This window comes from Pseudomonas sp. GW821-FHT03C07 (assembly GCF_059420925.1).
This window is the reverse complement of record NZ_JBWKUQ010000017.1, coordinates 17,761-44,606: the sequence shown is the minus strand read 5'-3', so window position 1 is coordinate 44,606 and position 26,846 is coordinate 17,761. Positions and strand designations below refer to the sequence as shown.

General features: G+C 62.1%; 27 protein-coding genes and 1 pseudogene. 19 read left to right on the top strand and 9 right to left on the bottom strand.

Translation table 11 applies throughout. The annotated features are described in order from the left end of the window. Positions 1–282 precede the first annotated feature (282 nt). From AC07VG_RS25885 to AC07VG_RS25875, 3 genes are all read left to right on the top strand, one after another. Positions 283–864, top strand: a complete 582-nt coding sequence (locus AC07VG_RS25885) for an alpha/beta hydrolase (RefSeq protein ID WP_495003033.1) — start codon at positions 283–285, stop codon at positions 862–864. A 58-nt stretch (positions 865–922) separates the two neighbouring features. Further along, positions 923–1,831, top strand: coding sequence for a sigma 54-interacting transcriptional regulator (locus tag AC07VG_RS25880; RefSeq protein WP_495003034.1), 909 nt, complete (start codon positions 923–925; stop codon positions 1,829–1,831). A gap of 268 nt (positions 1,832–2,099) precedes the next feature. After that, on the top strand, positions 2,100–2,882 hold the full coding sequence (locus tag AC07VG_RS25875) for a MetQ/NlpA family ABC transporter substrate-binding protein (RefSeq protein WP_495003035.1): 783 nt from the start codon (positions 2,100–2,102) through the stop codon (positions 2,880–2,882). A gap of 495 nt (positions 2,883–3,377) precedes the next feature. On the opposite strand, the pseudogene AC07VG_RS25870 reads toward AC07VG_RS25875, so the two are convergent. The 3 genes and pseudogenes from AC07VG_RS25870 to AC07VG_RS25860 form a co-directional block, all read right to left on the bottom strand. Further along, a pseudogene (locus tag AC07VG_RS25870) lies at positions 3,378–3,614 on the bottom strand (AAA family ATPase); the annotation flags it as partial. Positions 3,615–3,796: 182 nt separating this feature from the next. Next, positions 3,797–4,834, bottom strand: a complete 1,038-nt coding sequence (gene mgrA, locus AC07VG_RS25865) for an L-glyceraldehyde 3-phosphate reductase (protein WP_495003036.1) — start codon at positions 4,832–4,834, stop codon at positions 3,797–3,799. Positions 4,835–4,938: 104 nt separating this feature from the next. Then, positions 4,939–5,829, bottom strand: a complete 891-nt coding sequence (locus AC07VG_RS25860; RefSeq protein ID WP_495003037.1) for a LysR family transcriptional regulator — start codon at positions 5,827–5,829, stop codon at positions 4,939–4,941. A gap of 125 nt (positions 5,830–5,954) precedes the next feature. On the opposite strand from AC07VG_RS25860, the gene AC07VG_RS25855 reads away from it, so the two are divergent. The 3 genes from AC07VG_RS25855 to AC07VG_RS25845 all read left to right on the top strand — a co-directional run bounded on the left by AC07VG_RS25855 (position 5,955) and on the right by AC07VG_RS25845 (position 8,134). Beyond that, positions 5,955–6,695: an SDR family oxidoreductase gene (locus AC07VG_RS25855; protein ID WP_495003038.1), complete on the top strand. Its 741-nt coding sequence runs from the start codon at positions 5,955–5,957 to the stop codon at positions 6,693–6,695. 73 nt (positions 6,696–6,768) lie between these two features. Next, positions 6,769–7,665 carry an SDR family oxidoreductase gene (locus tag AC07VG_RS25850; protein ID WP_495003039.1) on the top strand — a complete coding sequence of 299 codons (897 nt, stop codon included), beginning with the start codon at positions 6,769–6,771 and terminating at the stop codon, positions 7,663–7,665. Between the two features lie 211 nt (positions 7,666–7,876). Beyond that, entirely contained in the window at positions 7,877–8,134 is a 258-nt protein-coding gene (locus tag AC07VG_RS25845) for a hypothetical protein (protein WP_495003040.1), read from the top strand. A gap of 225 nt (positions 8,135–8,359) precedes the next feature. Here AC07VG_RS25845 and epsC read toward each other — a convergent pair whose 3' ends face one another. Beyond that, complete coding sequence (epsC, locus tag AC07VG_RS25840; RefSeq protein ID WP_495003041.1) at positions 8,360–9,289, bottom strand: serine O-acetyltransferase EpsC; 930 nt, start codon at positions 9,287–9,289, stop codon at positions 8,360–8,362. A 190-nt stretch (positions 9,290–9,479) separates the two neighbouring features. On the opposite strand from epsC, the gene AC07VG_RS25835 reads away from it, so the two are divergent. The 12 genes from AC07VG_RS25835 (at position 9,480) to AC07VG_RS25780 (ending at position 21,983) form a co-directional block, all read left to right on the top strand. After that, entirely contained in the window at positions 9,480–10,472 is a 993-nt protein-coding gene (locus tag AC07VG_RS25835) for a D-cysteine desulfhydrase (RefSeq protein ID WP_495003042.1), read from the top strand. Between the two features lie 504 nt (positions 10,473–10,976). Continuing rightward, positions 10,977–11,774, top strand: coding sequence for a cystine ABC transporter substrate-binding protein (tcyJ, locus tag AC07VG_RS25830; protein ID WP_495003043.1), 798 nt, complete (start codon positions 10,977–10,979; stop codon positions 11,772–11,774). Further along, positions 11,774–12,439, top strand: a complete 666-nt coding sequence (tcyL, locus tag AC07VG_RS25825) for a cystine ABC transporter permease (RefSeq protein WP_103498504.1) — start codon at positions 11,774–11,776, stop codon at positions 12,437–12,439. Before tcyJ ends, tcyL begins: the two co-directional genes overlap by 1 nt. Positions 12,440–12,443: 4 nt before the next feature. Continuing rightward, positions 12,444–13,193, top strand: coding sequence for an L-cystine ABC transporter ATP-binding protein TcyN (gene tcyN, locus AC07VG_RS25820; protein WP_152741694.1), 750 nt, complete (start codon positions 12,444–12,446; stop codon positions 13,191–13,193). A gap of 411 nt (positions 13,194–13,604) precedes the next feature. Then, entirely contained in the window at positions 13,605–14,360 is a 756-nt protein-coding gene (locus AC07VG_RS25815; RefSeq protein ID WP_495022132.1) for a hypothetical protein, read from the top strand. Positions 14,361–14,571: 211 nt separating this feature from the next. Then, positions 14,572–15,813 (top strand): SfnB family sulfur acquisition oxidoreductase, encoded by a 1,242-nt coding sequence (locus tag AC07VG_RS25810; protein WP_495022131.1) that lies wholly within the window; start codon positions 14,572–14,574, stop codon positions 15,811–15,813. A 23-nt stretch (positions 15,814–15,836) separates the two neighbouring features. Then, positions 15,837–17,030 carry an SfnB family sulfur acquisition oxidoreductase gene (locus AC07VG_RS25805; RefSeq protein WP_495022130.1) on the top strand — a complete coding sequence of 398 codons (1,194 nt, stop codon included), beginning with the start codon at positions 15,837–15,839 and terminating at the stop codon, positions 17,028–17,030. Continuing rightward, positions 17,030–18,385, top strand: coding sequence for an LLM class flavin-dependent oxidoreductase (locus tag AC07VG_RS25800; RefSeq protein WP_495022129.1), 1,356 nt, complete (start codon positions 17,030–17,032; stop codon positions 18,383–18,385). Before AC07VG_RS25805 ends, AC07VG_RS25800 begins: the two co-directional genes overlap by 1 nt. Positions 18,386–18,583: 198 nt before the next feature. Next, a complete protein-coding gene (locus tag AC07VG_RS25795; protein WP_495003048.1) occupies positions 18,584–19,393 on the top strand; it encodes a MetQ/NlpA family ABC transporter substrate-binding protein in 810 nt (269 codons plus the stop codon). Position 19,394: 1 nt separating this feature from the next. Continuing rightward, positions 19,395–20,516 (top strand): methionine ABC transporter ATP-binding protein, encoded by a 1,122-nt coding sequence (locus AC07VG_RS25790; protein ID WP_495022128.1) that lies wholly within the window; start codon positions 19,395–19,397, stop codon positions 20,514–20,516. After that, the gene (locus AC07VG_RS25785) at positions 20,506–21,150 is read left to right on the top strand and encodes a methionine ABC transporter permease (RefSeq protein WP_495022127.1); all 645 of its coding nucleotides are present in this window, start codon (positions 20,506–20,508) and stop codon (positions 21,148–21,150) included. Before AC07VG_RS25790 ends, AC07VG_RS25785 begins: the two co-directional genes overlap by 11 nt. Positions 21,151–21,353: 203 nt before the next feature. After that, on the top strand, positions 21,354–21,983 hold the full coding sequence (locus AC07VG_RS25780; RefSeq protein ID WP_495022126.1) for a class I SAM-dependent methyltransferase: 630 nt from the start codon (positions 21,354–21,356) through the stop codon (positions 21,981–21,983). Between the two features lie 285 nt (positions 21,984–22,268). Here AC07VG_RS25780 and AC07VG_RS25775 read toward each other — a convergent pair whose 3' ends face one another. Further along, complete coding sequence (locus AC07VG_RS25775) at positions 22,269–22,565, bottom strand: DUF6124 family protein (RefSeq protein ID WP_495022125.1); 297 nt, start codon at positions 22,563–22,565, stop codon at positions 22,269–22,271. A 509-nt stretch (positions 22,566–23,074) separates the two neighbouring features. Between AC07VG_RS25775 and AC07VG_RS25770 the strand changes: the two genes are divergently transcribed. Next, a complete protein-coding gene (locus AC07VG_RS25770) occupies positions 23,075–23,764 on the top strand; it encodes an NYN domain-containing protein (RefSeq protein WP_495022124.1) in 690 nt (229 codons plus the stop codon). 61 nt (positions 23,765–23,825) lie between these two features. Here the strand turns inward: AC07VG_RS25770 and AC07VG_RS25765 are convergent, their stop codons facing one another. The 4 genes from AC07VG_RS25765 to ssuD are packed head-to-tail and all read right to left on the bottom strand — an operon-like array spanning position 23,826 to position 26,834. Further along, positions 23,826–24,041, bottom strand: a complete 216-nt coding sequence (locus AC07VG_RS25765; protein ID WP_248797965.1) for a TOBE domain-containing protein — start codon at positions 24,039–24,041, stop codon at positions 23,826–23,828. Between the two features lie 41 nt (positions 24,042–24,082). Then, the gene (gene ssuB / locus AC07VG_RS25760; RefSeq protein WP_495003053.1) at positions 24,083–24,889 is read right to left on the bottom strand and encodes an aliphatic sulfonates ABC transporter ATP-binding protein; all 807 of its coding nucleotides are present in this window, start codon (positions 24,887–24,889) and stop codon (positions 24,083–24,085) included. Beyond that, positions 24,886–25,677, bottom strand: coding sequence for an aliphatic sulfonate ABC transporter permease SsuC (gene ssuC / locus AC07VG_RS25755; RefSeq protein ID WP_103498916.1), 792 nt, complete (start codon positions 25,675–25,677; stop codon positions 24,886–24,888). The genes ssuB and ssuC overlap by 4 nt, the downstream gene beginning before the upstream one ends. Before the next feature lie 8 nt (positions 25,678–25,685). Next, entirely contained in the window at positions 25,686–26,834 is a 1,149-nt protein-coding gene (gene ssuD, locus AC07VG_RS25750; RefSeq protein WP_100942593.1) for an FMNH2-dependent alkanesulfonate monooxygenase, read from the bottom strand. Positions 26,835–26,846: the final 12 nt, after the last annotated feature.

Genomic DNA, 26,846 nt, shown 5'->3' with positions numbered 1-26,846 from the left:
GCCGGCTTGCCGGCGATGGCGGCCGGATCGACACCGCAAGGCTCAAGGCCCCTTCGCGGGCAAGCACCGCTCCCACAGTGTCCGAGTGGTTCGCAAATTTTGTGTCCGAGCGAAAACCTGGAGCCGGCTTGCCGGCTCCTACAGGGTTTGTGTCGGCAGGGAGCGATTCGTAAGTTCTTATATTTCTTTGTGGCATTAACAAATAGCTTCTTATTCCTTAACGAATATAACTCTCCTCCCTATACTCGATCAGGAACGCAAACGCAGGAGGAGGTGTATCCCATGCGCAACGAGTCGATTCGTTATCTGATCGTGCCGGGCTGGCAAGGATCGCCAGAAGATCATTGGCAAACCCACTGGCAGAACAGCCTGCCCAACAGTGCGCGGGTGGAGCAGGCCGACTGGCTGACGCCGCGTCGCGAAGACTGGGTCGCGGCCCTGGCCGAAGCCATTGCCGCCGACGACACGCCGGTGATCCTGATCGCCCACAGCCTGGGTTGCATCACCGTCGCCCACTGGGCGCAAACGGCGCCGCTGCACCTGCTGCGCCAGGTCCGTGGCGCGTTGCTGGTGGCCCCGGCCGATGTCGAGCGTCCTGCCTGTACCCCGGCGCTGCGTAACTTTGCGCCGATTCCGAGCGACCTGTTGCCGTTCCCGAGCCAGATCGTCGCCTCCGACAACGACGCCGCCGTCAGCGCCCCACGGACCCTGGAACTGGCCCGCGACTGGGGCGCGCAAGCGAGCATCCTCAGCGGCGCCGGGCATATCAATGTGAAGTCCGGTCACCAGCGCTGGGAACAGGGTTTTGCCTACCTGTACCGCCTGCAGACCCGAATGGAACAGCATTCCCTGCGTCGCGCCTGATTTTTTTCTTTTGCTTGAACGCCCCCCGCCAGTTGGCGGTTTGGGGCGGGAGTCTGCCATGAGCCTGCATCAAACCTTCGGTCAGCCGCTGCTGACCTTTCCCGATTCGGAAAAGAGCCCCCTGAGTATTCGCGCCAAGGCGCTGGTGTTCGTCGATCCGCGTTCGCGGCAACTGCGCGAAGAACTCGAAACCCTGGCGCCCAAGGCGCTGCCGGTATTGATTCGGGGCGAGACCGGGACCGGCAAGGAGTTGCTTGCCCGGCATATCCACCGCGCCAGCGACCGCTCCGGGTTGTTCGTTTCGGTGAACTGTGGCGCCATCAGCCCGACCTACGCCGACGCCGAGCTGTTCGGTTATGCCGTGGGGGCCTACAGCGGCTCGGCCAGCAGTCGCGCCGGCTGGTTCGGTTCGGCCAACGGCGGCACTTTGTACCTGGACGAGATTGGCGATCTGCCGCTGCCGATCCAGGTGAAATTGCTCGCCGCGCTGGAGAATCACGAAGTCACCCGGGTCGGCGCGCCGCAGCCGAGCCCCGTGGATGTGCGCCTGGTGGCGGCCACCAGCATCGACCTGGCGCAGGCGGTGGCGGTCGGCAAATTCCATGAGCGCCTCTATCACTACCTCAGCGAAGGCCAGCTGGAATTGCCGGCGCTACGCGAACGGGTCGGCGACATCCTGCCCTTGGCCGAGTATTTCCTCGGCATCTACAGCCAGCGCCTGAGCCTGCCGGTGCCGCTGATCAGTGAAAGTGCCCAGCGCGCCCTGGAGAGGCACAGTTGGCCGGGCAACACCCGGGAGCTGGAGAATGTCATTCACTTCGCCTTGCTGGTCAGCAGCGGCGACGAGATTTTACCGGAGCATTTGAATCTGCCGGCACCGCTGGCCTTGATCGAGCAATGGATAGGTAGCAGTTCCGCCGAGGAACTGGCGGCGCTCAAGCGCTTGCTGGAACACGCGGGCGCCTGACCTTCTGTAGGAGCCGGCTTGCCGGCGATGAACGATAACGCGGTGTCCCTGACACACCGAGTCGCCTGAATCGCCGGCAAGCCGGCTCCTACAGAGGCATGTGGTGGGCAGAGAACATGAACAAAATGGAATATGAAGATGAATAAAAGATATTGTTCTGGAATAAAAAATATCGGTATCTTCTGCTCCACGCCAGCGATATCACTTTACTGGCACCTCTCTCAAGGCTGTCGTCGATGACGACCGTGATTTTCGATAAGGACACTGCATGAAAAAGGTTCTGTTGTTTACCGCATTGGCGGCCGCTCTGACGGCCGGTCTGGCCCAGGCCGGCGAGAAACTGGTCGTGGCTGCAACGCCGATCCCCCACGCCGAGATCCTCGAGCTGATCAAGCCGACCCTGGCCAAAGAGGGCGTGGACCTGGAAATCAAGGTGTTCACCGACTACGTACAACCGAACAGCCAGGTGGCCGAGAAACACCTGGACGCCAACTACTTCCAGACCAAGCCGTACCTGGATGGCTTCAATAAAGGCAAGGGCACCAACCTGGTCACGGTGATCGGCGTGCACGTCGAACCTTTCGGCGGTTACTCGAAGAAAGTCAAAAGCCTGGCTGAGCTGAAGGACGGCGCCACCGTGGCCATCCCGAACGAAGGCAGCAACAGCGGCCGTGCCTTGCTGCTGCTGCAGAAAGCCGGTCTGATTACTCTGAAAGACCCGACCAACGCGCTGTCGACGCCGAAAGACATCGTCAAGAACGACAAACACCTGAAGTTCAAGGAACTGGAGTCGGCGCTGCTGCCGAGGGTTCTGGACCAGGTCGACCTGGACATGATCAACACCAACTATGCGCTGGATGCGGGCCTGAACCCGGCTAAAGACGCGCTGCTGATCGAAGGTGCCGACTCGCCTTACGTAAACTTCCTGGTAGCTCGTCCGGACAACAAGGACAGCGACGCGATCCAGAAACTGGCCAAGGCCCTGACCAGCCCGGAAGTGAAAGCCTTCATCGCCCAGAAGTACAAAGGCGCGGTACTGCCGGCGTTCTGATTGGCAAATAATCTCTTCAAGGTTTGAACGCCGACGAGCAACCCGCGTCGGCGTTTTTTATTTTGCGTGGTACGTAGATCCCCAGTTCTACGCGGATCCTGTGGGAGCCGGCTTGCCGGCGATGGCGTCCGCGAGAACAACGCAAGGCTTGTCGGCCCCATCGCTGCGGTGCGGCGTCCCGACAAGCCAGCGCCTACAACCGCGGTTTGGCGGCGTGCCCGTTGGGTTGGGCTTTGACCGCGCGCCGCAGTGCCACCAGCAGTTTCACAATGTCCTGGGGATCGAGCTTTTCCGGTGTGTTTGCCTGGGTCATGGGTACTTTCCTTGTAATGAGGGGCCATCGAATCTGGCCATTGGCATCCATGCTTGGAGCCCTCTCGGGTAAAAAAGATCCGTACTGCAACCCGATCAAGGTAGTCGCCGCCCCCCTGTCCGGCAAATTCCGGTGGTCAGGCTCCTGGTTGAGCCTCGTTGCATGGGGTTGGGCTGCCGCTGTCAATCCGGCCAGTTCCCGGCCGGCTCGTCGAGCATCCCCTGGCCGACAATGGTGGTCTGCCCCAGCTCCTTTTCCAGCACGATGCAAGTGCACGCCGGGTCCTGCTGCAACGCCGCGATCAGGCGGCTGGCATGGGACACCACCCTCACCTGGAATTGCTCCGAAGCCTGCACGATCAGGCGCGCCAGGGCCGGCTACAGGTCCGGGTGCAGGCTGGTTTCCGGTTCGTTCAGAAGTTTGTTGATCAAGCGGTAGTTGGCGACCGCCAGGGTCTTGAGCATGGAAAGCGTCCTGCGGGGTGAGTCGAGTCAAAGTTGCCTGTCCGAGGCAAACAGTCGTAATGGCACCGACCAAAGAGTATTACGCCATGGAGCGTGCGCAAGTTTTCGTTGACTGCAACCCACCGCAAACGCAGAGATCACTCGGCCGTCGACGGCTTTTCCCACAAATTGATCCCGCCTTCCTGGGCAAATCGATCAATCTCCGCCAGTTCTTCCTGAGTGAAACTCAGGTTCTTCAGCGCGCCGACGTTCTCGATGATCTGCTCCGGCCGGCTGGCGCCGATCAGGGCCGAGGTCACCCGTGGATCGCGTAGCGTCCAGGCCAAGGCCAATTGCGCCAGGCTCTGGCCACGACGCTGGGCGATTTCATTCAAGTCTCGCACGTGGGCGATGTTTGCCTCGGACAAGTGCGACGCCTGCAACGAACCGCCGCCCGGACGATTGACCCGCGCATCCTTCGGCACACCATTGAGGTATTTGTCGGTCAGCAGACCCTGGGCCAACGGGGTAAAGGCAATCACCCCGGTACCCAGTTCTTCGACGGTGTCCAGCAGGTCTTTTTCCACCCAGCGATTGAGCAGGTTGTAGGCCGGTTGGTGGATCAGCAGTGGGACTTTCCAGTCTTTCAGCAGTGCCGCGATCTCGCGGGTTTTCACCCCGGAATACGACGAGATACCGATATACAGTGCCTTGCCCTGCTGCACGGCCGTGGCCAGGGCGCTGGCGGTTTCTTCCAGCGGGGTGTCCGGGTCGAAGCGGTGCGAGTAGAAGATATCCACATAGTCCAGGCCCAGGCGTTGCAGGCTCTGGTCGAGGCTGGCGAGCACGTATTTACGTGAACCGCCGCCCTGGCCGTAAGGGCCGGGCCACATGTCCCAGCCGGCTTTGCTGGAGATGATCAGTTCATCGCGGTACTGCTTGAAGTCTTCGCGCAGCAGGCGTCCGAAGTTGATCTCGGCGCTGCCGTAGGGCGGGCCGTAGTTGTTCGCCAGGTCGAAGTGGTTGATGCCCAGGTCGAAGGCGGTACGCAACAGGGCGCGCTGGGTGTCGATCGGCGTGCTGTCGCCGAAGTTGTGCCACAGGCCCAGGGACAGGGCCGGCAGCACCAGCCCGCTGCGTCCGACGCGGCGGTAGGGCATGGAGTCGTAGCGGTTTTCGGCAGCTTGGTAAGTCATCGAATCCTCTCTCGTTGGGCAGTTTCAGCGAAGTGGTCCAGCATACGCCGAACTCAGACCATCTCCGACAGCGGTTCTATCCGTTGCTGAAACCTTTCATGTCTCTACGTTGCCTTGGCGAAGATCGTGCTGATCCAGTCCACGAACACCCGCACCCTCGGCGACATATGCCGGTTCTGCGGGTAGAGCACCGACACTGGCATCGGTGGTGGCGGATGGTCCGGCAGGACCTCCTTGAGCAAGCCCTGGCTGATCTGTTCCGCCACCCGGTAATGCGGCACCTGGATCAGCCCCAGCCCGGAAACCGCCGAGGCGGCATAGATCTCGGCGCCGAAGACCGACACCCGGCCCGCCAGGGGCACCTCGCGCAGCTCGCCGGCCTCGGTGAACTCAAACGGGAACAGTTTGCCGGTGGTCCTGGAAACGTAGTTCACGCCCTGATGCCGGCTCAGGTCCGCGAGACTCCGTGGCTCGCCGTATTTGCGCAGGTACGCCGGGCTGGCGCAGGTCACTTGCCGCAGGTTGGCGACGCGCCGGCCGACCAGCGATGAGTCGCCGAGATTGCCGGAGCGCAGCACGCAGTCCACGCCCTCGGCGATCAGGTCGATAAAGTGGCTGGCCTCGCTCATCGAGACGTCGATATCCGGATAGCGTTCGAGAAACTCCGGTAGCGCCGGGACCACGAAGTACTTCGCCAGCGTACCTTGCAAGTCAACCCGCAAGCGCCCCTTGGGCGCCACCGAACGAAACGCCAGTTCGGCTTCTTCCAGCTCCGCCAGCAACTGCACGCAGCGGCGGTAATAGGCCTCGCCGTCCAGGGTCGGGCGGACGCGGCGCGTACTCCGCTCCAACAGCCGGGTACCGAGCCAGGCCTCGAACTGATTCAGCGTATGGGTCAGGGTTGCGCGAGGCAGGTTCAGGTCCTCGGCCGCCAGAGTGAAGCTGCTGCGTTCGTAGATCCGGACAAAAACCTTCATGGCCTTGACTTGATCCATGGGGGCTCCGTTGCGATTGATTGTTGGTGATTATTGAACAGTCAAGCCAACTATCGGGCATTTATCACCCTGGGTAAACATGTGAAATTAGCCCCACACCCAACGAACACCTCAGGAGATTCGACATGACTACCCAGACTCAGAAAGTGGCCATTGTCACTGGCGCCTCGCGCGGCATCGGTGCCGTCATCGCTCGCAAGCTGGCGGCGGAAGGTTTTGCCGTCGCCATCAACTACGCCAGCAGCGCCACCGAAGCCTCGGCACTGGCGGTGGAGCTGCGTCAGGCCGGTCACCAGGCCATAGCGATCCGGGCCGATGTCGCCAGCTCCGCCGATGTCGCGCGGATGTTCGACGAGACCGAGCAGCAGCTGGGCAAGGTCGATGTGCTGATCAACAACGCCGGCATCCTCAAGGTCATGCCTCTGGCCCAGCACAGCGATGATCTGTTCGAGCAGACCTTCGCCATCAACACCCGCGGCACCTTCAACACCCTGCGCGAAGCCGCGACCCGGATGAACGATGGTGGCCGTATCGTCAACTTCTCCAGCAGCACCGTGGCCCTGAACATGCCCGGCTACGCGGTGTACATCGCCAGCAAGGCGGCGGTGGAGTCCTTCACCCACGTGTTCTCCAAGGAACTGCGCGGTCGCCAGATCACCGTCAATGCCGTGGCCCCCGGCCCGGTGGCGACTGAATTGTTCCTGCACGGCAAGAGCGAAGAGCAGATCCAGACCTTCGCCAAGATGCCACCGCTGGAGCGTCTCGGTCAGCCGGAAGACATCGCCAATGTGGTGTCCTTCCTGGTCAGTCCGGCTGCCGGCTGGATCAATGGCCAGGTTCTGCGCGCCAACGGTGGCCTGGTCTGATCAGCGCCTCACCCTCTGAATGATCGCCCGGTTCACGGGCGGTCTTGCCCCAGCGAATCCAAGGTGAAACCCGATGAAATCCGTGATTCTGATTACCGGTGCCTCCAGCGGCTTCGGTGCCCTGACTGCTCGCGCCCTGGCCGATGCTGGCCATACCGTCTACGCCAGCATGCGTGAAACCCTTGGCCGCAATGCGCCGCAGGTGGCGCAAGTACAACGCTATGCCGCCGAGCACTCGGTGGACTTGCGCAGTGTCGAGCTGGACGTGGCGTCGAGCGAGTCGGTCGAGGCAGGTGTGGCGCAGATCATCGCCGACTGCGGCCGGCTGGATGTGCTTATCCACAACGCCGGGCATATGTCCTTCGGCCCTACCGAAGCCTTCACCCCGGAACAATTCGCCCAGCTCTACGACATCAATGTGCTGAGCACCCAGCGGGTCAACCGCGCGGCCCTGCCACAACTGCGCAAGCAGGGCAAAGGCCTGGTGATATGGGTCTCCTCCAGCAGCGCTCGCGGCGGTACGCCGCCGTTCCTGGCCCCGTATTTCGCGGCCAAGGCGGCGATGGATTCCCTGGCGGTGTCCTATGCCAGCGAACTGGTGCGCTGGGGTGTGGAAACCTCGATCGTGGTACCGGGGGCGTTTACCAAAGGTACCAACCACTTCGTGCATTCCGGTTCGCCCGCCGACCAGGTGCGTGCGCTTGAATACACCGAGGGGCCTTATGTCGGAGTGGCGGATCAGGCGTTGCAAGGCCTGGCGGCGCTGGAGCCGGCGGATGCCGATGTGGCCGAAGTGGCCCGGGCGATTGTCGAGATCGTCGACATGCCCCATGGCCGTCGTCCGTTCCGGTGCCATATCGATCCGTCCCAGGACGGTGCCGAAGTCGTCAATGCCATGGCCGATCGGGTGCGCGCGGAGATGTTCCGGCGGATTGGGTTGGAGGATCTGTTGCAGGTCAGTGGCCAGTGAAGGCGCGGGTTTCGATCTACAGTATCAGAGAGGGGTGAGAGTAGGTCCCTGCACCGCTCAGCCAAGGCTGGAATACGAACCTGTAGGAGCCGGCTTGCTGGCGATGGGGCCAGGGGGCATTGCATTGCCCGATCGGCCGCTATCGCCAGCAATCCGGCGCCTACAAATCAGCATTGGGGCTGACAGACAACGCAGCCCTGGAGGACGCGCCATGCACACCGCCATCATCCTCGCCATCGGCCTGATCCTGCTCGGTGGCACGCTGTTCTTCGGTCAGCGCCTGGGCATCAGCCGGCAAATCCTCGGCGCCGGCTTTCTCGGCATGTGGCTGCTGGCGACCATCGTCAACGGCGCCATCGGCGTGATCACCGCCCACCAGAGCCTCCTTTCGGAGTTGATGATCGGGCTGGCGGTGTTCGGCCTGCCGGCCATCACCATGGCCTTGTTCATGGTGCTGGACAAGGCCTGAAGCAGTGTTTCAACGGACCAGGCGCAGGAACTGCACATGCCGTTCGTACTGGTCGAGGAAGCATAGAACTCGTCCCGTGACGGGAAGTGCACCGCCTGGCTCAGGCGCTGGCGCCAGCCGCTACGGCGTGAGCTGGACAGCGCTGCCCGCGCGTGCAACTGGGCGACCTGCTTCCGCGGCGGTGCGGCGAAGAGGCCGGAACAGACGACAAGATTGTTCCTGATCTCAGCGCTGTGTTCCTTCCTCATGCTGCTGCAGGTTGGCCTGGGTCAAGTTGCAACCGGCCGGCACGCTGCGGGTCAGCCAGACATTGCCGCCGATGGTGGCGCCGCGGCCGATGGTGATGCGCCCGAGGATGGTCGCCCCGGCATAGATCACCACATCGTCCTCGACAATAGGGTGCCGCGGATGACCCTTCTGCAACTGTCCGTCCTCGTCCGCCGGGAAGCGTTTGGCGCCGAGGGTCACCGCCTGGTAGATCCGCACCCGCTCGCCGATGATCGCGGTTTCGCCGATCACCACGCCAGTACCATGGTCGATAAAGAAACTGCGGCCGATCTGTGCCCCGGGGTGAATGTCGATGCCGGTGGCCGAGTGGGCGATTTCCGAACTGATCCGCGCCAGCAACGGCAACCCGGCCCGATACAGGTGATGGGCCAGGCGATGATGGATCACCGCGAGAATCCCCGGGTAGCACAGCAAGACTTCATCGACGCTGCGCGCCGCCGGGTCGCCGTGGTAGGCGGCGAGGACGTCGGTGTCGAGCACCCGGCGCAGTTCCGGCAGGGCCATGGCGAAGTCCTGGATCAGTTGCACGGCCTTGGCCTGAACCGCGCTGTCCGACTCACCGCCGTGCCGCGCCACGTAACGCAGCTCCAGGCGAGCCTGGGCCAGCAGGGCATTGAGGGCCGCGTCGAGGGTGTGGCCGACGTAGAAGTCCTCGCTTTCCTCGCGCAGGTCGACCGGCCCCAGGCGCATGGGAAACAGCGCGCCGCAGAGCGATTCGAGAATCTCGGCCATGGCCTGGCGCGATGGCAACTCGCGGCCGCCCTGTTCGTCGCTGACCCGGCCATTACGGCTGCGCCACTCATCCCGGGCGCTGCGCAGCTGGCCGACGATGGTCTGTAGTTGCCAATGGCTGGAACGCTCGCTCACGATCAAATCTCCGAGGGGACGACCGACCCATTGGGTCGCCTGAATGACTTCCACTTTACGGCACCGACACAAACGGTAATTAAGAACGAATGGTGCTTTACTCAGATTTTTCCGGCATAAGCGAATGACAGTTGCCTGGGGAAAAGCCCCTGCCTATAGTCCAGGCATCTCCTACAGCCAGCTCGGACCCATGATCAAACAACAGCTTGCCCGTTTTACCCGTCTGGAACTCCTGGTCCAGGCCACGCCTCTGGAAAAGCTCGAACGCCTGTCGGCGTGGGTCGGGCGCGATATCTACATCAAGCGCGATGACCTGACGCCCCTGGCCCTGGGCGGCAACAAGCTGCGCAAGCTGGAATACCTGGGTGCCGATGCCCTGGCGGTCGGCGCCGATACGCTGATCACCGCGGGTGCCATCCAGTCCAACCATGTGCGCCAGACCGCGGCCCTGGCGGCCCGGCTCGGGCTGGGCTGTGTGGCCTTGCTGGAAAACCCCATCGGCACCGAGGACGCCAACTACCTGGGCAACGGCAACCGCTTGTTGCTCGACCTGTTCGATGCCCGGGTCGAGTTGGTGGACAACCTGGACAAGGCCGACGAGCAGTTGCAGGCCCTGGCCGAGCGCTTGCGCAGCAACGGCAAGAAGCCGTATCTGGTGCCGATCGGCGGTTCCAATGCCCTGGGCGCGCTGGGTTATGTGCGGGCCGGCTTCGAGCTGGCGGCGCAGATCGAGGACAGCGGGCTGGAATTTGCCGCGGTGGTGCTGGCGTCCGGCAGTGCCGGGACCCACAGCGGCCTGGGCCTGGCCTTGAGCGAAGCGCTGCCGGGGTTGCCAGTGGTCGGCGTGACGGTGTCGCGTAGCGACGAGGCGCAGCGGCCGAAGGTGCAGGGCTTGGCCGAGCGCACGGCCGAGTTGCTGGGGGTGCCGCTGCCGGCCAGTTTCAAGGTCGAACTCTGGGACGAGTATTTCGCCCCCCGTTATGGCGAGCCGAACGCTGGGACCCTGGCGGCGGTCAAGCTGCTGGCGAGCCAGGAAGGCATTCTGCTCGACCCGGTCTACACCGGCAAGGCCATGGCCGGGCTGCTCGACGGCATTGGCCGCCAGCGTTTCGAGGACGGTCCGATCATCTTCCTGCACACCGGCGGAGCACCGGCGTTGTTCGCCTACAACGCTATGCTGTAGCCCGGCCTTGATTATGAGGCGAGCGCGGACCCTGTAGGAGTCCGGCTTGCCGGCGATGGCGGCCGGATGATCGCCGCAGGGCTTGCCGGCCTCATCGCTGGCAAGCCAGCTCCTACACGGAACGGAGCCGTCCTGATCATTTGCGGTGAGACACTGATCTGTAGGAGCCCGGCTTGCCGGCGATGGCGGCCGAATGATCGCTGCAAGGCTTGCCGGCCTCATCGCTGGCAAGCCAGCTCCTACACGGGATTTGTGTCGAACACCGAATTTGCGTACGACACAAATCCTCTGTGGCCGGCTTGCTGGCGATAGCGGTATCAGGATGGGTTGTAATAGAATATGTAAATAGTTTTTTATTATTTTATAGAATATATGGCGCTCGCTATAGTCGCGGCGCAGGCGATTTGGCGCGAGACGCCAGCGCCACTTTAAGGCAGGATTGACGCTGCTCTTCAGAGCGTCAGATTCGCGTTCCCTCCCATAAGAAAACACACGGGGCTCGTCATGAATATTTCCGCATTTCGCAAGCGTCTGCTGGTCGGCAGCCTGGGGTTGGTACTCGGTGCCGGACTGCTCGGCCAGGCCTTTGCCGGTGAGCAACTGGACAGCATCAAGAAGGCCGGCACGATCAACGTCGGCCTGGAAGGCACCTACCCGCCGTTCAGCTTCATCGGTGCCGACGGCAAGCTGGCTGGTTTCGAGGTCGAGTTCTCCGAAGCCCTGGCGAAAAAACTGGGTGTGAAGGTCAAGCTGCAACCGACCAAGTGGGACGGGATTCTTGCCGCCCTGGAGTCCAAGCGCCTGGACGCGGTGATCAACCAGGTGACCATCTCCGAAGAGCGCAAGAAGAAGTATGACTTCTCCGAGCCTTATACCGTTTCCGGTATCCAGGCGCTGGTGCAGAAGAAGGACGTCGACAAGTTCAAGACCGCCCAGGATCTGGCGGGCCACAAGGTCGGTGTCGGCCTGGGCACCAACTATGAACAATGGCTCAAGGACAATGTGCCGAAAGCCGTGATCAAGACCTATGACGATGATCCGACCAAGTATCAGGACCTGCGTGTAGGCCGTATCGACGCGATTCTGGTCGACCGCCTGGCAGCCTTCGAACTGATCAAGAAAACCAACGACACCCTGGCCGTCTCCGGTGAACCGTTCTCCCGTCAGGAAGCCGGTATCGCCCTGCGCAAAGGCGAACCCGAGTTGCTGGCCGCGGTGAACAAGGCCATCGACGAACTGCGCGCCGACGGCACCTTGAAGAAGCTGTCGGAAAAGTACTTCAACGCTGACGTCACTCAATAATGGAAGCAGCTTTTCAGCTTGCGTTGGACTCCGCGCCCTTTCTGCTCCAGGGCGCGTACTACACGGTCATCCTCAGCCTGGGTGGAATGTTCTTCGGTTTGCTGCTGGGCTTCGGCCTGGCCTTGATGCGCCTGTCGCGCTTCAAGACGGTGAGCTGGATTGCCAGGGTCTATGTGTCGTTCTTTCGCGGCACGCCCCTGCTGGTCCAGTTGTTCGTGATCTATTACGGACTGCCGCAGATGGGCATCGAGTTGGATCCGCTGCCCGCCGCGCTGATCGGCTTCTCGCTGAACATGGCGGCCTACGCCTGTGAAATCCTCCGGGCCGCCATCAGCTCCATCGAGCGTGGCCAGTGGGAAGCCGCGGCGAGCATCGGCATGTCGCGGGCGCAGACCCTGCGCCGGGCGATCCTGCCGCAAGCCGCGCGCACGGCCCTGCCGCCGTTGGGCAACAGTTTCATTTCCCTGGTCAAGGACACGGCGTTGGCCGCGACCATCCAGGTACCGGAACTGTTCCGCCAGGCCCAGCTGATTACTGCCCGGACCTTTGAAATTTTCACCATGTATCTTGCCGCCGCCCTGATCTACTGGGTCCTTGCCAGCCTGCTCGCGCACTTGCAGAACCGTCTGGAAGAGCGGGTCAATCGGCATGACCAGGAGTCTTGACAGCATGATTGTGGTTGAAAAACTGACCAAGCAATTCAAAGGGCAGACCGTGCTCAACGGCATCGACCTGACGGTCGAGGCCGGCGAGGTGATCGCTATCATCGGTCCCAGCGGTTCCGGCAAGACCACCTTCCTGCGTTGCCTGAACTTCCTCGAGGAACCCACCAGCGGCCGGATCAAGGTCGGCGACATCGAAATCGATGGCAGCCGTCCGCTGAACCAGCAACTGGGCCTGGTGCGTAAATTGCGTCAGCAGGTCGGCTTCGTGTTCCAGAACTTCAACCTGTTTCCCCACCGCACGGCGCTGGAGAACGTTATCGAAGGCCCGCTGGTGGTCAAGAAGACCCCGCGTGACCAGGCACTTGCCCTAGGCCGCAAGCTGCTGGCCAAGGTCGGCCTGGCGGGCAAGGAAGACGCCTATCCACGTCGGCTTTCCGGTGGTCAGCAACAACGGGTGGCGATTGCCCGGGCGCTGGCGATGGAGCCACAAGTGATCCTGTTCGACGAGCCAACCTCGGCCCTCGATCCGGAACTGGTGGGTGAAGTGCTGGCCACCATTCGTGGTCTGGCCGAAGAAAAACGCACCATGGTCATCGTCACCCACGAAATGAGCTTTGCCCGGGATGTGGCCAATCGGGTGATCTTTTTCGACAAGGGCGTGATCGTCGAGCAAGGTGAAGCCAAGGCGTTGTTTGCTAATCCCAAGGAAGAGCGCACACGGCAGTTTCTCAGTAAGTTTCTCGGTAATACGTAGGAAACTTCTTGACTAAATAAGGCGTACTCAGGGAATGAGTACGACAGTTTGGAAAAGTTGTTTTATCGCGTGTCAGGTCATAAATGTTTACTAGCGCCTTTCCTCTGCTTCTTCTTTCACGCTAACGATTACGAAAGTAGGAAGTGTCCGAATTCCCGGGCGATCCTCGCCATGACTGTTTAATGGCTTGACACCTTCCTGGCAAAACTCTTAGCTGCACTTCACAACCTGCACGACGTTATCAGGACCGTATGCACGTTTCGGCCAACTGTTCGCCGGACTGCGCGTGCGCCTTCCAGAATGTTCGATGGTAAGGACGCCTATTGAGGTTCAAGGACAACGGTTGTTCATGCGGCCCAGGCCCGCGCCTGCACGTTGGACTTTTCGTCACCCTACAAAAAGGATTTTTGCATGACTCATTTTCAGGAAACCCTGCGGCTGGCTCCGCCTGTCGTCCCCCAGGCCCACGGGCGTGGTATTGGCCTGTTGGCCGCCGCGCAGCTGTCGATTGTCATCCGGCCTTATGTCGGGATGGATGAGGGCGACCTGATCGAGTTGTTCTGGGACGGTTGTTATGTGACCGCCCGGCAGGTAGCGGCCAACGACGTGGGCCAGCCGCTGAGTTTGCGGGTGCCGGAGAGTTTCGTCCTGGACGGCCTGGCGCGGGTTCACTATCGGGTTATGCGGGTGGGCAGTGCCGGCGCCTGTTCGCGTCGGCTGCAGGTACCGGTCAAGCTCGCTTGCCCGGGTGGCCAGCCCTTCGGTGAGGAAAACCAGGGGCTGGCGCCGCTGATCATTCCCGCGCCGATCCAGCGCTACGGGGTCAACCCCAGCCAGATGCGCCGGGGCGTGCCACTGACCCTGGCGCCCTATCTGAACATGGCCGTCGAGGACGAAATCACCCTGCTCTGGGGCGATGTGCGCCTCGACCTGCCCAAGCTCGCGGGGGAGGACATCGGCAAGCCGGTCAGGGTCTTCGTGCCACCGACGGTCATCCAGGAAGCGGGTGAAGACAGTGGCCTGGACCTCACCTACTGCGTGATCGACCGGGTCGGCAACAATTCCCGCTGGGCGCCGGCAAGGCGGCTCAGGGTCGGCAGCGCCCGGCACTACATTCGCACCCCGCGCGCGCCTTTGGCCAAGCTCGTCCAACCCTGCCGGGGCTGAGAGGCTGACCTTCTATGCATATTCCTAAATGTTAGTTTATTTAATTTTTATACGCGCTTAGGGTATATGAACCGGACCACCGGACTTATTTGATTTCGCTGGCGTCGTGCTTTCGCGACGCCTCCAAAGAGAGATGAGGACGGTATGGTCAGGAACACAATCACCCTTGTGCGGATCGCCAGGGCATTGCGCACGCCACGGAGCGGCGTTGATGTCTAACTTGCACGAAGCACAGGTCCAGAGCGACCTGGATATTGCCCCGTTGCTGCTCCCGGCGCGAGTGCTGCGCAGCGATGCCGAAGCCTTGCAGGCCGCCCGTGAGCTGGCCGAGGTTGCCCGTTCGCAGGCCGCGCGCCGCGACCGTCAGCGCAAGCTGCCCTGGGCCGAGATCGAGCAGTTCACCCGCAGTGGCCTGGGCAGCATCACGCTTCCCCGTGAGTATGGTGGGCCGCAGGTTTCATTCGTCACCGTGGCCGAGGTCTTCGCGATTATTTCCGCCGCCGATCCGGCGCTCGGGCAGATCCCGCAGAACCAGTTCGGCATCCTTCAGTTACTGCAAGGCAGCGCCACCGAGCGCCAGAAAAAGCAGTTGTTCCAGAGTGTGCTGGAAGGCTGGCGCATCGGTAACGCGGGGCCTGAACGCGGCACGAAAAACACCCTGGAACTCAAGACCCGGATCAGCGCCGACGGTGACGGTTTTCTTATCAGCGGCCAGAAGTTCTATTCCACTGGTGCCCTGTTTGCCCACTGGGTGGCGGTCAAGGCGATCAACGACGAAGGGCGCCAGGTTATGGCCTTTGTCCGGCGCGGCACGCCGGGTTTGCGCATCGTCGATGACTGGTCGGGCTTCGGCCAGCGCACCACCGCCAGCGGCACGGTGTTGCTGAATAACGTGCGGGTGGACGCGGAAGATGTCGTCGACAACTGGCGCCAGGGCGAGGTGCCGAATATCCAGGGTGCGTTCTCGCAACTGATCCAGGCCGCCATCGACGCGGGCATCGCCCGTGGCGCGATCGACGACAGCATCGCCTTTGTCCGCGAGCGTTCGCGGCCGTGGGTCGATGCCAAGGTCGAGCGTGCCAGTGACGACCTCTACGTGATTGCCGATATCGGCAAATTGAAAATCGAACTGCACGCCGCCGAGGCGCTGTTGCGCAAGGCCGGGCAGGTGCTTGACCAGGTCAGCGCCGGTCCCGTGGATGCGGCTGCCGCGGCGCGGGCCTCGATTGCCGTGGCCGAGGCCAAGGTGCTCACCACCGAAATTGCCCTGCTGGCCAGCGAGAAGCTGTTCGAGCTGGCCGGCAGCCGCGCCACCCTGGCCGAATTCAACCTTGACCGGCACTGGCGCAACGCTCGGGTACACACCCTGCACGACCCGGTGCGCTGGAAATACCACGCCGTTGGCGCCTATTACCTGAACGGCAGTTTGCCGGCCCGGCATTCCTGGATTTGACGACCAGACCTCTGGAGAAACACATGACTTTTTCCCACCACGTCGCGCTCATCAGCAGCGACGAGCAAGCCCTGATCGTGGCCGGAGACCTGGCCGAAGACTTCAAGCGCGACAGCATCCTGCGCGACCGTGAACGGCGTCTGCCGCTGGCGGAACTGGAGGTGTTTTCCCGCTCCGGCCTTTGGGGCATCAGCGTGCCGAAAGCCTACGGCGGTGCCGGTGTGTCCAACGTCACCCTGGCCAAGGTCACGCAACTGATCGCCGAGGCCGACGCCTCCCTGGGACAGATTCCACAGAACCATTTCTATGCCCTGGAAGTGCTGCGGGTCAACGGCAACGAGGCGCAGAAGCAGCGCCTGTATGCCGAGGTGCTCGCCGGTCGGCGCTTTGGCAATGCGTTGGCCGAACTGGGGACCAAGACTGCCCACGACCGTGTCACCAGCCTGCGCCGGGACGGCGACGGCTACCGCATCAACGGTCGCAAGTTCTACGCCACGGGGGCCTTGTATGCCCAGCGCATCCCCACCTCGGTGGTGGATGAGCAGGGTATCCAGCAGTTGGCCTTCGTGCCGCGTGACAGCGCCGGCCTGCACGTGATCGACGACTGGAGCGGTTTTGGCCAGCGCACCACCGGCAGCGGTTCGGTGGTGTTCGAGGACGTGTATGTCGCCGCTGAGGACGTAATCCCTTTTCAAACCGCCTTCGAACGCCCGACCCCGGTCGGCCCGCTGGCGCAGATTCTCCATGCGGCCATCGACACTGGCATTGCCCGCGCCGCCTATGAAGACACCTTGCACTTTGTCCGCACCCGCACACGTCCGTGGATCGATGCCGGCAGCGACAAGGCCACTGAAGATCCGCTGACCCTCAAGAGTATCGGCCACCTGAGCATTCGCCTGCACGCCGCCGAGGCCTTGCTGGAGCGGGCCGGTGAATACCTCGACCTAGCCCAGGCCGAGACCAACGCCGAGACTGTCGCGGCGGCCTCGATTGCCGTTGCCCAAGCGCGGGCCATCAGCAGCGAAATCTCCCTGGCCGCCGGCAGCAGCCTGTTCGAACTGGCCGGCAGCCAGGCGACCCTGGCCGAGCACGGGCTTGATCGCCACTGGCGCAATGCGCGGGTGCACACCCTGCACGACCCGGTGCGCTGGAAGTACCACGCGGTGGGCAACTACTACCTCAACGCGCAAAACCCGCCGCTGCGGGGGACCCTCTGATGGCGAAGAAAAAGATCCTGCTCAATGCCTTCAACATGAACTGCATCGGGCATATCAACCACGGTTTGTGGACCCATCCGCGGGATAACTCGACCGAGTACAAGACGCTGGAGTACTGGACCGAGCTGGCGCAGTTGCTTGAGCGCGGGTTGTTCGATGGTTTGTTTATCGCCGATATCGTCGGGGTCTACGACGTGTATCAGGGTTCAGCGGAGGTGCCGCTGCGGGAATCGATCCAGTTGCCGGTCAACGATCCGTTGCTGCTGGTCTCGGCCATGGCGGCGGTGACGAAAAACCTCGGTTTTGGCCTGACCGCCAATCTTACCTACGAGGCGCCGTACCTGTTCGCCCGGCGGATGTCGACGCTCGACCATCTGAGCCGTGGACGGGTCGGCTGGAACATTGTCACCGGTTACCTCGACAGTGCCGCCCGGGCCATGGGCCTCAAGGCGCAGGTTGAGCATGACCGCCGCTACGATCAGGCCGATGAGTACCTGGAGGTGCTCTACCAACTCTGGGAAGGCAGCTGGGAAAGCGACGCGGTACTCAACGATCCGGTCCGGCGGATCTACGCCCAGCCAGAGAAGGTGCACAAGGTGAATCACGTCGGCGAGTTCTATCAGGTGGAGGGTTATCACCTCTGCGAGCCGTCGCCGCAACGCACGCCGGTGCTGTTTCAGGCCGGCAGTTCGGAGCGTGGCCTGGAGTTCGCCGGGCGGCATGCCGAGTGCGTGTTTATCAGCGGGCAGAACAAGGCGGCGACCAAGGTCCAGGTGGACAAGGTAAGAGCCAGTGCGGTGGCGGCGGGGCGTGATCCTGACGGCATCAAGGTGTTCATGGGTTTGAACGTGATTGTCGGCGAAACCGAAGAGGTGGCCTGGGCCAAGCATGCCGAGTACCTGGGCTATGCCAGTGCGGAGGCAGGGGTGGCGCATTTTTCCGCGTCCACCGCGATCGATTTTTCCGAGTACGAACTGGATGAGCCGATCCAGTACGTGAAGAGCAATGCGATCCAGTCGGCGACCAGGAACTTGCAGAACAACGACTGGACCCGGCGCAAGTTGCTTGAGCAGCATGCCTTGGGCGGGCGCTATTTCACCGTGGTCGGCTCGGCCGTGCAGGTGGCTGATGAGCTGGAGTCTTGGGTCGCCGAAACCGGGCTGGATGGCTTCAACCTGACACGCATCGTCACTCCGGAAAGCTATGTGGACTTTATCGAGTTGGTGATTCCGCAGTTGCAGCGGCGCGGGTCGTACAAGACTGCTTATGACCAGGGGACCTTGCGCGAAAAGCTGTTTCACGGTGAGGCGCATTTGCCGGGGCAGCATGCCGGGGCGGGTTATCGCCGGTCCTGAGAGCCTGAGTCACCCTTTGATACTGCTGCGCCTGTTCTGTCGTCTTCGCGGGCAAGCTCCGCTCCCACAAGGGGGGGGGGCGATCGTACACAAGAATCAGGTACGGCTCAAAACTGTGGGAGCGGAGCTTGTCGGATCGCCGCACCGCCGCGAAGAGGCCCGCCCGGACACCCCAAAACCTATGACTGGAACCCCATCATGAAAACAACACGCCTCACCCAACCAGTCAAAGCACTGGTTCTGGCCCTCGGCCTCTTCAGCGTCATCGCCCACGCCGCTGACGCGCCCCTCAAGGTCGGCACCACCGCCGCCTTCGCCATTCCCCTGGAAGCCGCCGTCGAAGAGGCCGGCAAACAGGGCCTGAAAGTCGAGCTGGTGGAGTTCACCGACTGGATCGCGCCCAACGTCAGCCTCGCCGCCGGCGATATCGACGTGAACTACTTCCAGCACATTCCCTTCCTGGAAAATGCCAAGGCCGCCGCCGGTTTCGACCTGGTGCCCTTTGCCCCAGGGATCATCAACAACGTCGGTCTCTACTCGAAAAAATACAAAAGCTTCGACGAGCTGCCGCAAGGCGCCACCGTGGCCATCGCCAACGACCCGATCAACAGCGGCCGCGGCCTGCAACTGCTGGCCAAGGCCGGGCTGATCAGCCTGAAACCTGGCGTCGGCTACAAGGCCACCGAAGACGACATCATCAGCAACCCGAAAAAGATCAAGATCCTCCAGGTCGAAGCCGTGCAATTGGTGCGCGCCTACGATGATGCCGATCTGGTCCAGGGCTATCCGGCCTATATCCGTCTGGCGAAGACCTTCGATGCCGGCTCCGCGCTGCTGTTCGATGGTCTCGATCACAAGGAATACGTGATCCAGTTCGTGATCCAGCCGAAAGAGAAAAGCGACCCACGGCTGATCAAGTTCGTCGATATCTACCAGCATTCGCCGGCGGTGCGCGCCGCCCTGGATAAAGCCCACGGCAAGCTGTACCAGGCCGGTTGGGAAGGCTGACATGAGTGTCGTCAACCTCCAGCGCCCGCGTGAGGAAACGCCGCGCAGTGCCGAGCAGACCGAACTGCATCCCGAACTCAATCGTGCCCACGTGCGTTTTATCGGCGTGGGTAAAACCTACGACGGCCGCGAGGGCTCGGTGCATGCCTTGCAAGGTATCGACCTGGCCATCCAACGTGGCGAGGTATTCGGCATTATCGGCCGCAGCGGCGCCGGCAAGTCGTCGCTGATCCGCACCATCAATCGCCTGGAGCAACCCAGTTCGGGGCGGGTGCTGATTGACCAGGTCGATATCGGTGAGTTTGATGAAAACCGTCTGGTGGAGCTGCGTCGACGCATCGGCATGATTTTTCAGCACTTCAACCTGATGTCGGCCAAGACGGTCTGGCAGAACGTCGAGCTGCCGTTGAAGGTGGCCGGGGTGCCGAAGCTGCAACGGGAACAGAAGGTCCGCGAGTTGCTGGACCTGGTGGGGCTGCGGGACAAGCACAAGGCCTACCCGGCGCAGTTGTCCGGCGGGCAGAAACAGCGGGTCGGGATTGCCCGGGCGTTGGTCCATGACCCGGCGATCCTGTTGTGTGACGAGGCGACCTCGGCGCTGGACCCGGAAACCACGCAATCGATCCTCGGCTTACTGCGCGAGATCAATCAGCGCCTGGGCCTGACCATTGTCCTGATCACCCACGAGATGGCGGTGATCCGCGAGATCTGTGACCGGGTGGTGGTGCTGGAGCATGGCAGGGTCGTCGAGCAGGGGCCGGTCTGGCAGGTGTTTGGCGATCCGCAACATGAGGTCAGCCGGACCTTGTTGGCGCCACTGCAACACGCCTTGCCGGCGGAGCTGCAAGAGCGCTTGCGGGCACGGCCCGAGTCATCGGAATCGGCGGTGGTGTTGCGTTTGCAATTGACCGGCAGCGTTGCCGACGAACCGGATCTGGCGGCGCTGTTCAGTGCCCTCGGCGGGCGCGTGCGCTTGCTGCAGGGCGGTGTCGAACGGATCCAGGGACATGCGCTGGGGCAGCTGCTGCTGGCGGTGAGCGGTTCGGCGTTGGGGGCCGAGGAGCTGCGCCAGCGGGCCGGGCGTTGGGCGCAACAGGTGGAGGTGCTGGGTTATGTGGCTTGATCGTTTGTGGCAGGGGGTGATCGACACCTTCCTGATGGTTGGCGTGTCGTCGCTGATCGCCTTGTTGCTGGGCATTCCGTTGGCGGTGATCCTGGTCACCAGTGGCAAGGGCGGGATCTATCAAGCGCCGGCGGTGAACCGGGTGCTGGGGGCGTTCGTGAACTTGTTTCGCTCGATCCCGTTCCTGATCCTGATGGTGGCGTTGATTCCCTTTACCCGGTTGATCGTCGGTACCACCTATGGCGTGTGGGCGGCGGTGGTGCCGCTGACCATCGCGGCCACGCCGTTCTTTGCGCGGATCGCCGAGGTGAGCCTGCGCGAGGTTGATCATGGTTTGATCGAGGCAGCCCAGGCCATGGGTTGCCGGCGCTGGCATATCGTCTGGCATGTGCTGTTGCCCGAGGCGTTGCCGGGGATTGTCGGCGGTTTCACCATCACGTTGGTGACCATGATCAACTCCTCGGCCATGGCCGGTGCGATTGGTGCGGGTGGGTTGGGGGATATTGCTTATCGGTATGGCTATCAGCGTTTTGACAGCCAGGTGATGCTGACGGTGATCGTCTTGCTGGTGATCCTGGTGGCGGTGATTCAGTTGGGTGGGGATCGATTGGCGCGGGTGTTGAACAAGCGCTGAGGGTAGTGGGTTGGGCGGTGGATGGTCTGGCCCCTTCGCGGGCAAGCTCCGCTCCCACAGTTTTGCGGCCGTACCGGATTCCTGTGTCCGACCGGAAACCCTGTGGGAGCGGAGCTTGCCCGCGAAGACGGCCTGACAGGCACCGCAGAAATAGCCTGGATGGTATATTCAGATCATCCGCCCCCCAGCCCGTGCAGACCTCGATGAAAACCCTCGGCCCCAACGACCTCGAACAGATTGCTTCCACCACCCTCGGTCACTACAACCGCAGTGCCGAAGGCTTCCGCGAAGGTACCCGCGACCACGATGTGAGCCAGAACATCGACGCGTTGTTGCGGCATATCCAGGGTACGGCGCCGTTTACCGTGTTGGATTTCGGCTGTGGTCCGGGAAGGGATTTGCAGACCTTCACCCGCATGGGCCATATCGCGGTCGGTCTCGACGGTTCCGAGCGCTTTGCGCAGATGGCCCGCGAGGACAGCGGTTGCGAGGTGCTGCAACAGAACTTCCTTGAACTCGATTTGCCGTCCGAGCGCTTCGACGGGATCTTCGCCAACGCCGTGTTGTTCCATATCCCGCGCCAGGAATTGCCGCGAGTGCTGGGGCAATTACACGGCGCCTTGAAGCCTGACGGTGTGTTGTTCAGTTCCAACCCGCGTGGGGAAAACCAGGAAGGTTGGAACGGCGAGCGTTATGGCTCGTACCATGACCTGGCGGCCTGGCGGGAGCTGCTGACGGCGGCGGGTTTTGTCGAATTGGAGCACTACTATCGCCCCACCGGATTGCCGCGTGAGCAACAGCCTTGGCTGGCGAGCGTGTGGCGCAAGATCTGATTTTGCGGCGCTTGTTCTGACGTCTTCGCGGGCAAGCTCCGCTCCCACAGGTCCGGGGGCATCCACAAAATTTGCGGACAACTCGGACATTGTGGGAGCGGAGCTTGCCCGCGAAGCTTTTGACGGCCTCAAGAGCCCCTTTGCAGGTGCCTTGAAACGCGATCCCCTGTAGGAGCTGGCTTGCCAGCGATAGCAACGTCATATTCACCACCGCTATCGCCGGCAAGCCAGCTCCCACAGGTTTCGTGGCGCTCTCAAGCTCCCACAAAGGACATGTCCAACGCGTCAGTGTCGTTGTGCGAGCAAGTCATCCACCTGGCTCTGCGCCAGCTCGATCAGATGCACCGAGGCCATCGCCAGTTGGCGAGGCGTGCCGCTGAGATGATCGGCGGACTCATACGCCGTCGCGGCTGCTGAACGCAGGATCGAGTCGAGATTGTTCAGGGTGTCTTCGGTGTTGGGAGTGAGCACTTTGCGCACAGGATGGCGTGGCAATTCATAGTGAGCGAAGGCGCGTTCGGCGGCCTCGGCATCTACAAAAGATGCATTTTGTACGGGCGGATCAGGAACGATTGTTTTCATGGCAACTCCTTGATTGATGGAGCCGACACTGATCGCTACCAAACGATATGGGTGGCGGCTATACGCAGGTTGGTAGACCGGGAATCAAGGAACCCAGCGCACCCGAAGGTGCCCTGCGCAGAGCCGCCATAGACGAAAACCGTGGGCAATAAAAAACGCCAACAGAAAATCGACTCGGTGGCGCCATGCGCCTTGATTGACCTCGGGCTACCAAACCCGATCACTGTGTTTTTGCAGTGACAGGTCCAAGCCTAGGTCCCGAGAATGGCAGGCGCAAGCCGAAAGGATTTTCTAGGAAAGTTCACGCAAGGGAAAGGGAAACGTCTTGCTGATGAGCTTTGGTGCTTGCACCAAGAATGTATTCAACGGTCGTAGTGAGTTGACATCAACGTCATCTGTGGCATTCTTAAAACACTACTCAGCCCCGTACGCAGCGATTCAGTTCGCTGGCTGTTGGGGGTGAAAAAACCGGCCTAGCGCCGGTTTTTTCGTTTCAAGGGACTGAATCTGTGCGTACAGCCTGCTTCGTGGACGGATACAACCTGTTTTACGGCCTGCTGGCAGGAACTGAGTACAAATGGCTGGACCTTCCTGCGTTGCTTACCCATATCCTTCATGCTGAACAGCCAGAGAGCGAGTTGGCGTCGGTGTGTTTTTTCACCTCGGGTGTCAAACCCGATCTCGCGACCCGCGGTCGTACCTCTAAAGAAGCTCAAGACACTTATCTACGTGCGCTCATCGAAAAAGGCGTTCGTGTGTATTACGGGCGGCATCCACTGGAGCCGAGGCTTGCACCTCGATTCGTCGATCGAAATACACCGGCGTCAAGGCTGGATCAGGTCGCTATCTGGAAGCTTGAAGAAAAAGAGACCGATGTTCACATCGCGATCAGCATGTATCGACTCGCGGCCAAACAAGCCGCATTGCCTGCCTGTGAGCGCATCGGGCAAATCGTGCTGGTGTCTACCGATACCGATATGACTCCCGTCCTCAAGGCACTTCGAGAGGATTACCCTGAAGTCCAAGTGGGGGTGATTCTTCCGCATCGAGAAGATATCAAGCGTAATGCCCCCGGTTCATTGAGGAATCACTCGCACTGGATGCGCCACGTCGTGACACGGGAGGAGTTGGCCGCGTGTCAGTTGCCACGCCAAGTGCCTACCCGAAAAAAACCGGCGAGAAAACCGGATTACTGGTGAGCTTTTGTCCAAAAAGAAACCCCGAAGGGCCAAACCCTCCGGGGCCATAGGGTTCCATCGCTTACAGCTTGGCGATGGACACCTCGGTGGATTTCACAAAGGCGATCACTTCACTGCCGATCTGCAGTTCCAGTTCTTTCACCGAACGGGTGGTGATCACCGAGGTGACGATCCCCGAAGCGGTCTGTACGTCGATTTCCGAGAGCACGTCGCCGCTGACGATTTCCTTGATGGTGCCCTTGAACTGGTTGCGAACGTTGATGGCTTTGATGGTCATGGCATGGATTCCTGTCGTTGATTGAGTAGGCAAGGCATGGGTTACAGCGCCCAACGCAACTGCGTAGGCAAGGGCGATACAGGTTCCGGCTCGGGCGGTACGCCAGGCAGCGACAACACCCGGTTCAACACTTCGGTCTCCAGCGCCGCCAGGCGATGGGAACCCCGCACCCGCGGACGCGGCAGTTCGACGTGCAGGTCCAGGCCGACCTGGCCGTCTTCGATCAGGATCACCCGATCGGCGATGGCCACGGCTTCACTGACGTCATGGGTCACCAGCAACACGGTAAAACCATGCTGCTGCCAGAGCCGCTCGATCAGTTGCTGCATTTCGATCCGGGTCAGGGCGTCCAGGGCCCCCAGTGGCTCGTCCAGCAGCAACAGGCGCGGTTTGTGGATCAGCGCACGGGCCAGGGCCACGCGCTGCTTCTGGCCACCGGACAGGGCCGCCGGCCATTCATGGGCACGGTCCGCCAGGCCGACCGCTTCCAGCGCTTCCAGAGCCTGCGGGCGCCAGTTGCCCTTGAGACCCAGGCCGACGTTGTCGATCACCTTTTTCCACGGCAGCAGACGCGCTTCCTGGAACATCAGCCGGGTATCTTCGCGGGCCTCGCTCAGCGCCGCGGAACCGGCCAGCAACTCACCGCCGCTAGGTTGGTCGAGACCGGCCAGCAGGCGCAGCAGGGTGCTTTTGCCGCAACCGCTGCGGCCGACCACGGCGACGAACTGCCCGGCCGGGATATGCAGGTCGATCTCTCGCAGCACCTGGCGCGGGCCAAAGGTTTTTTGCAGGTTGCGCACCGCCAACGGAATACCCCGCAGCAGGCGTGGAGGTTGTTGCGCCGTCATTGCGCACCGCCCTTGCTCACTTGATAGGCCGGGTGCCAGCGCAGCCAGACCCGTTCCAGGCCACGGGCCGCGAGGTCCGCCAGTTTGCCGAGGACGGCGTAGAGAACGATGGCCAAAACCACCACGTCGGTTTGCAGGAATTCCCGGGCGTTCATCGCCAGGTAACCGATACCGGAACTGGCGGAAATGGTTTCCGCGACGATCAGCGTCAGCCACATGAAGCCCAGGGCAAAACGCACGCCCACCAGGATCGAGGGCAAGGCGCCCGGCAGGATCACCTGGCGAAACAGGCTGAAACCGGACAGGCCGTAGCTGCGGGCCATTTCCACCAGCGCCGGGTCGACGTTGCGAATGCCATGGTAGGTATTGAGGTAGATCGGAAACAGGGTGCCCAGGGCCACCAGGAAAATCTTCGCCGACTCGTCGATGCCGAACCAGAGGATCACCAGCGGAATCAGCGCCAGGTGCGGCACGTTGCGGATCATCTGCACCGAACTGTCGAGCAGGCGTTCGCCCCATTTCGACAGGCCGGTGATAAAGCCCAGGGCCAGGCCGATGCCGCCTCCGATGGCAAAGCCGATCCCGGCGCGCCAGCCGCTGATGGCCAGGTGTTTCCAGAGATCACCGCTCTTCACCAGGGCGATGCCAGCTTCGACCACGGCGCTTGGCGCGGGCAGGATCCGGGTCGACAGCCAGCCGGCCGACACCGACAGTTGCCACACCGCCAGCAACAGCACCGGCAGGGCCCAGGGCGCGAGCTTGTGGGTAAGTCTGGTCAAGGTCGTCATGGCCGGCCTCAGCTCTGGGACACGGCTTTGGGCAGGATGTCGTTGGCGACCATCTCACCGAAGGGGCTGACGTAGCCGGCGCTTTTCGGCAGCTCCGGACGTTCGATATCCAGGTGCGGGAACAGCAGTTCGGCGACCCGGTATGACTCTTCCAGGTGTGGATAACCGGAGAAGATAAAGGTGTCGATGCCCAGGTCGGCATATTCCTTGACCCGCGCGGCCACGGTCGGGCCGTCACCGACCAGCGCTGTGCCGGCACCGCCGCGGACCAGGCCGACGCCGGCCCAGAGGTTGGGGCTGACTTCCAGGTTGTCGCGGCTGCCACCGTGCAGGGCGGCCATGCGCTGTTGGCCGACGGAGTCGAAGCGCGCCAGGGATTTCTGCGCGCGGGCGATGGTCTCGTCATCCAGATGGGAGATCAGTTTGTCCGCCGCTTGCCAGGCTTCGGCATTGGTTTCACGGACAATCACGTGCAGGCGAATGCCGAAGCGTACGGTGCGCCCGAGCTTGGCGGCCTTGGCCCGGACCTGCTCGATCTTCTCGGCAACGGCGGCGGGCGGTTCGCCCCAGGTCAGGACCATTTCCACCTGTTCGGCGGCGAGGTCCTGGGCGGCTTCCGACGAACCACCGAAGTACAGTGGTGGGCGCGGTTGCTGGATCGGCGGATAGAGCAGCTTGGCGCCTTTGACGCTGATGTGCTGACCGTCGTAGTCGACGGTTTCACCTTCCAGCACGCGCCGCCAGATACGGGTGAACTCCACCGAAGCCTGGTAGCGTTCTTCATGGCTGAGGAACAGACCGTCGCCGGCCAGTTCGTCCGGGTCGCCGCCGGTCACCAGGTTGAACAGCGCGCGCCCGCCGGACAGTCGGTCAAGCGTCGCGGCCTGGCGTGCCGCCACCGTCGGGGAGATGATCCCGGGGCGCAGGGCAACGAGAAATTTCAGGCGTTGGGTCACTGGGATCAGTGAGGCGGCCACCAGCCAGGAGTCCTCGCAGGAACGCCCGGTAGGGATCAGCACGCCACCGAAACCGAGGCGGTCGGCGGCCTGGGCCACTTGTTGCAGGTAACCGTGGTCAACGGCGCGGGCGCCTTCGGCGGTGCCAAGGTAATGGCCGTCGCCATGGGTAGGCAGGAACCAGAAAATATTGAGGCTCATGGAGTGGTCTCC

Bases quoted from the DNA above. Each gene is read 5' to 3' on its own strand.
- AC07VG_RS25885 (WP_495003033.1), top strand. From the start codon at position 283: ATGCGCAACGAGTCGATTCGTTATCTGATCGTGCCGGGCTGGCAAGGA.
- AC07VG_RS25880 (WP_495003034.1), top strand. From the start codon at position 923: ATGAGCCTGCATCAAACCTTCGGTCAGCCGCTGCTGACCTTTCCCGAT.
- AC07VG_RS25875 (WP_495003035.1), top strand. From the start codon at position 2,100: ATGAAAAAGGTTCTGTTGTTTACCGCATTGGCGGCCGCTCTGACGGCC.
- mgrA (WP_495003036.1), bottom strand. From the start codon at position 4,834: ATGACTTACCAAGCTGCCGAAAACCGCTACGACTCCATGCCCTACCGC.
- AC07VG_RS25860 (WP_495003037.1), bottom strand. From the start codon at position 5,829: ATGGATCAAGTCAAGGCCATGAAGGTTTTTGTCCGGATCTACGAACGC.
- AC07VG_RS25855 (WP_495003038.1), top strand. From the start codon at position 5,955: ATGACTACCCAGACTCAGAAAGTGGCCATTGTCACTGGCGCCTCGCGC.
- AC07VG_RS25850 (WP_495003039.1), top strand. From the start codon at position 6,769: ATGAAATCCGTGATTCTGATTACCGGTGCCTCCAGCGGCTTCGGTGCC.
- AC07VG_RS25845 (WP_495003040.1), top strand. From the start codon at position 7,877: ATGCACACCGCCATCATCCTCGCCATCGGCCTGATCCTGCTCGGTGGC.
- AC07VG_RS25835 (WP_495003042.1), top strand. From the start codon at position 9,480: ATGATCAAACAACAGCTTGCCCGTTTTACCCGTCTGGAACTCCTGGTC.
- tcyJ (WP_495003043.1), top strand. From the start codon at position 10,977: ATGAATATTTCCGCATTTCGCAAGCGTCTGCTGGTCGGCAGCCTGGGG.
- tcyL (WP_103498504.1), top strand. From the start codon at position 11,774: ATGGAAGCAGCTTTTCAGCTTGCGTTGGACTCCGCGCCCTTTCTGCTC.
- tcyN (WP_152741694.1), top strand. From the start codon at position 12,444: ATGATTGTGGTTGAAAAACTGACCAAGCAATTCAAAGGGCAGACCGTG.
- AC07VG_RS25815 (WP_495022132.1), top strand. From the start codon at position 13,605: ATGACTCATTTTCAGGAAACCCTGCGGCTGGCTCCGCCTGTCGTCCCC.
- AC07VG_RS25810 (WP_495022131.1), top strand. From the start codon at position 14,572: ATGTCTAACTTGCACGAAGCACAGGTCCAGAGCGACCTGGATATTGCC.
- AC07VG_RS25805 (WP_495022130.1), top strand. From the start codon at position 15,837: ATGACTTTTTCCCACCACGTCGCGCTCATCAGCAGCGACGAGCAAGCC.
- AC07VG_RS25800 (WP_495022129.1), top strand. From the start codon at position 17,030: ATGGCGAAGAAAAAGATCCTGCTCAATGCCTTCAACATGAACTGCATC.
- AC07VG_RS25795 (WP_495003048.1), top strand. From the start codon at position 18,584: ATGAAAACAACACGCCTCACCCAACCAGTCAAAGCACTGGTTCTGGCC.
- AC07VG_RS25790 (WP_495022128.1), top strand. From the start codon at position 19,395: ATGAGTGTCGTCAACCTCCAGCGCCCGCGTGAGGAAACGCCGCGCAGT.
- AC07VG_RS25785 (WP_495022127.1), top strand. From the start codon at position 20,506: ATGTGGCTTGATCGTTTGTGGCAGGGGGTGATCGACACCTTCCTGATG.
- AC07VG_RS25780 (WP_495022126.1), top strand. From the start codon at position 21,354: ATGAAAACCCTCGGCCCCAACGACCTCGAACAGATTGCTTCCACCACC.
- AC07VG_RS25775 (WP_495022125.1), bottom strand. From the start codon at position 22,565: ATGAAAACAATCGTTCCTGATCCGCCCGTACAAAATGCATCTTTTGTA.
- AC07VG_RS25765 (WP_248797965.1), bottom strand. From the start codon at position 24,041: ATGACCATCAAAGCCATCAACGTTCGCAACCAGTTCAAGGGCACCATC.
- ssuB (WP_495003053.1), bottom strand. From the start codon at position 24,889: ATGACGGCGCAACAACCTCCACGCCTGCTGCGGGGTATTCCGTTGGCG.
- ssuC (WP_103498916.1), bottom strand. From the start codon at position 25,677: ATGACGACCTTGACCAGACTTACCCACAAGCTCGCGCCCTGGGCCCTG.
- ssuD (WP_100942593.1), bottom strand. From the start codon at position 26,834: ATGAGCCTCAATATTTTCTGGTTCCTGCCTACCCATGGCGACGGCCAT.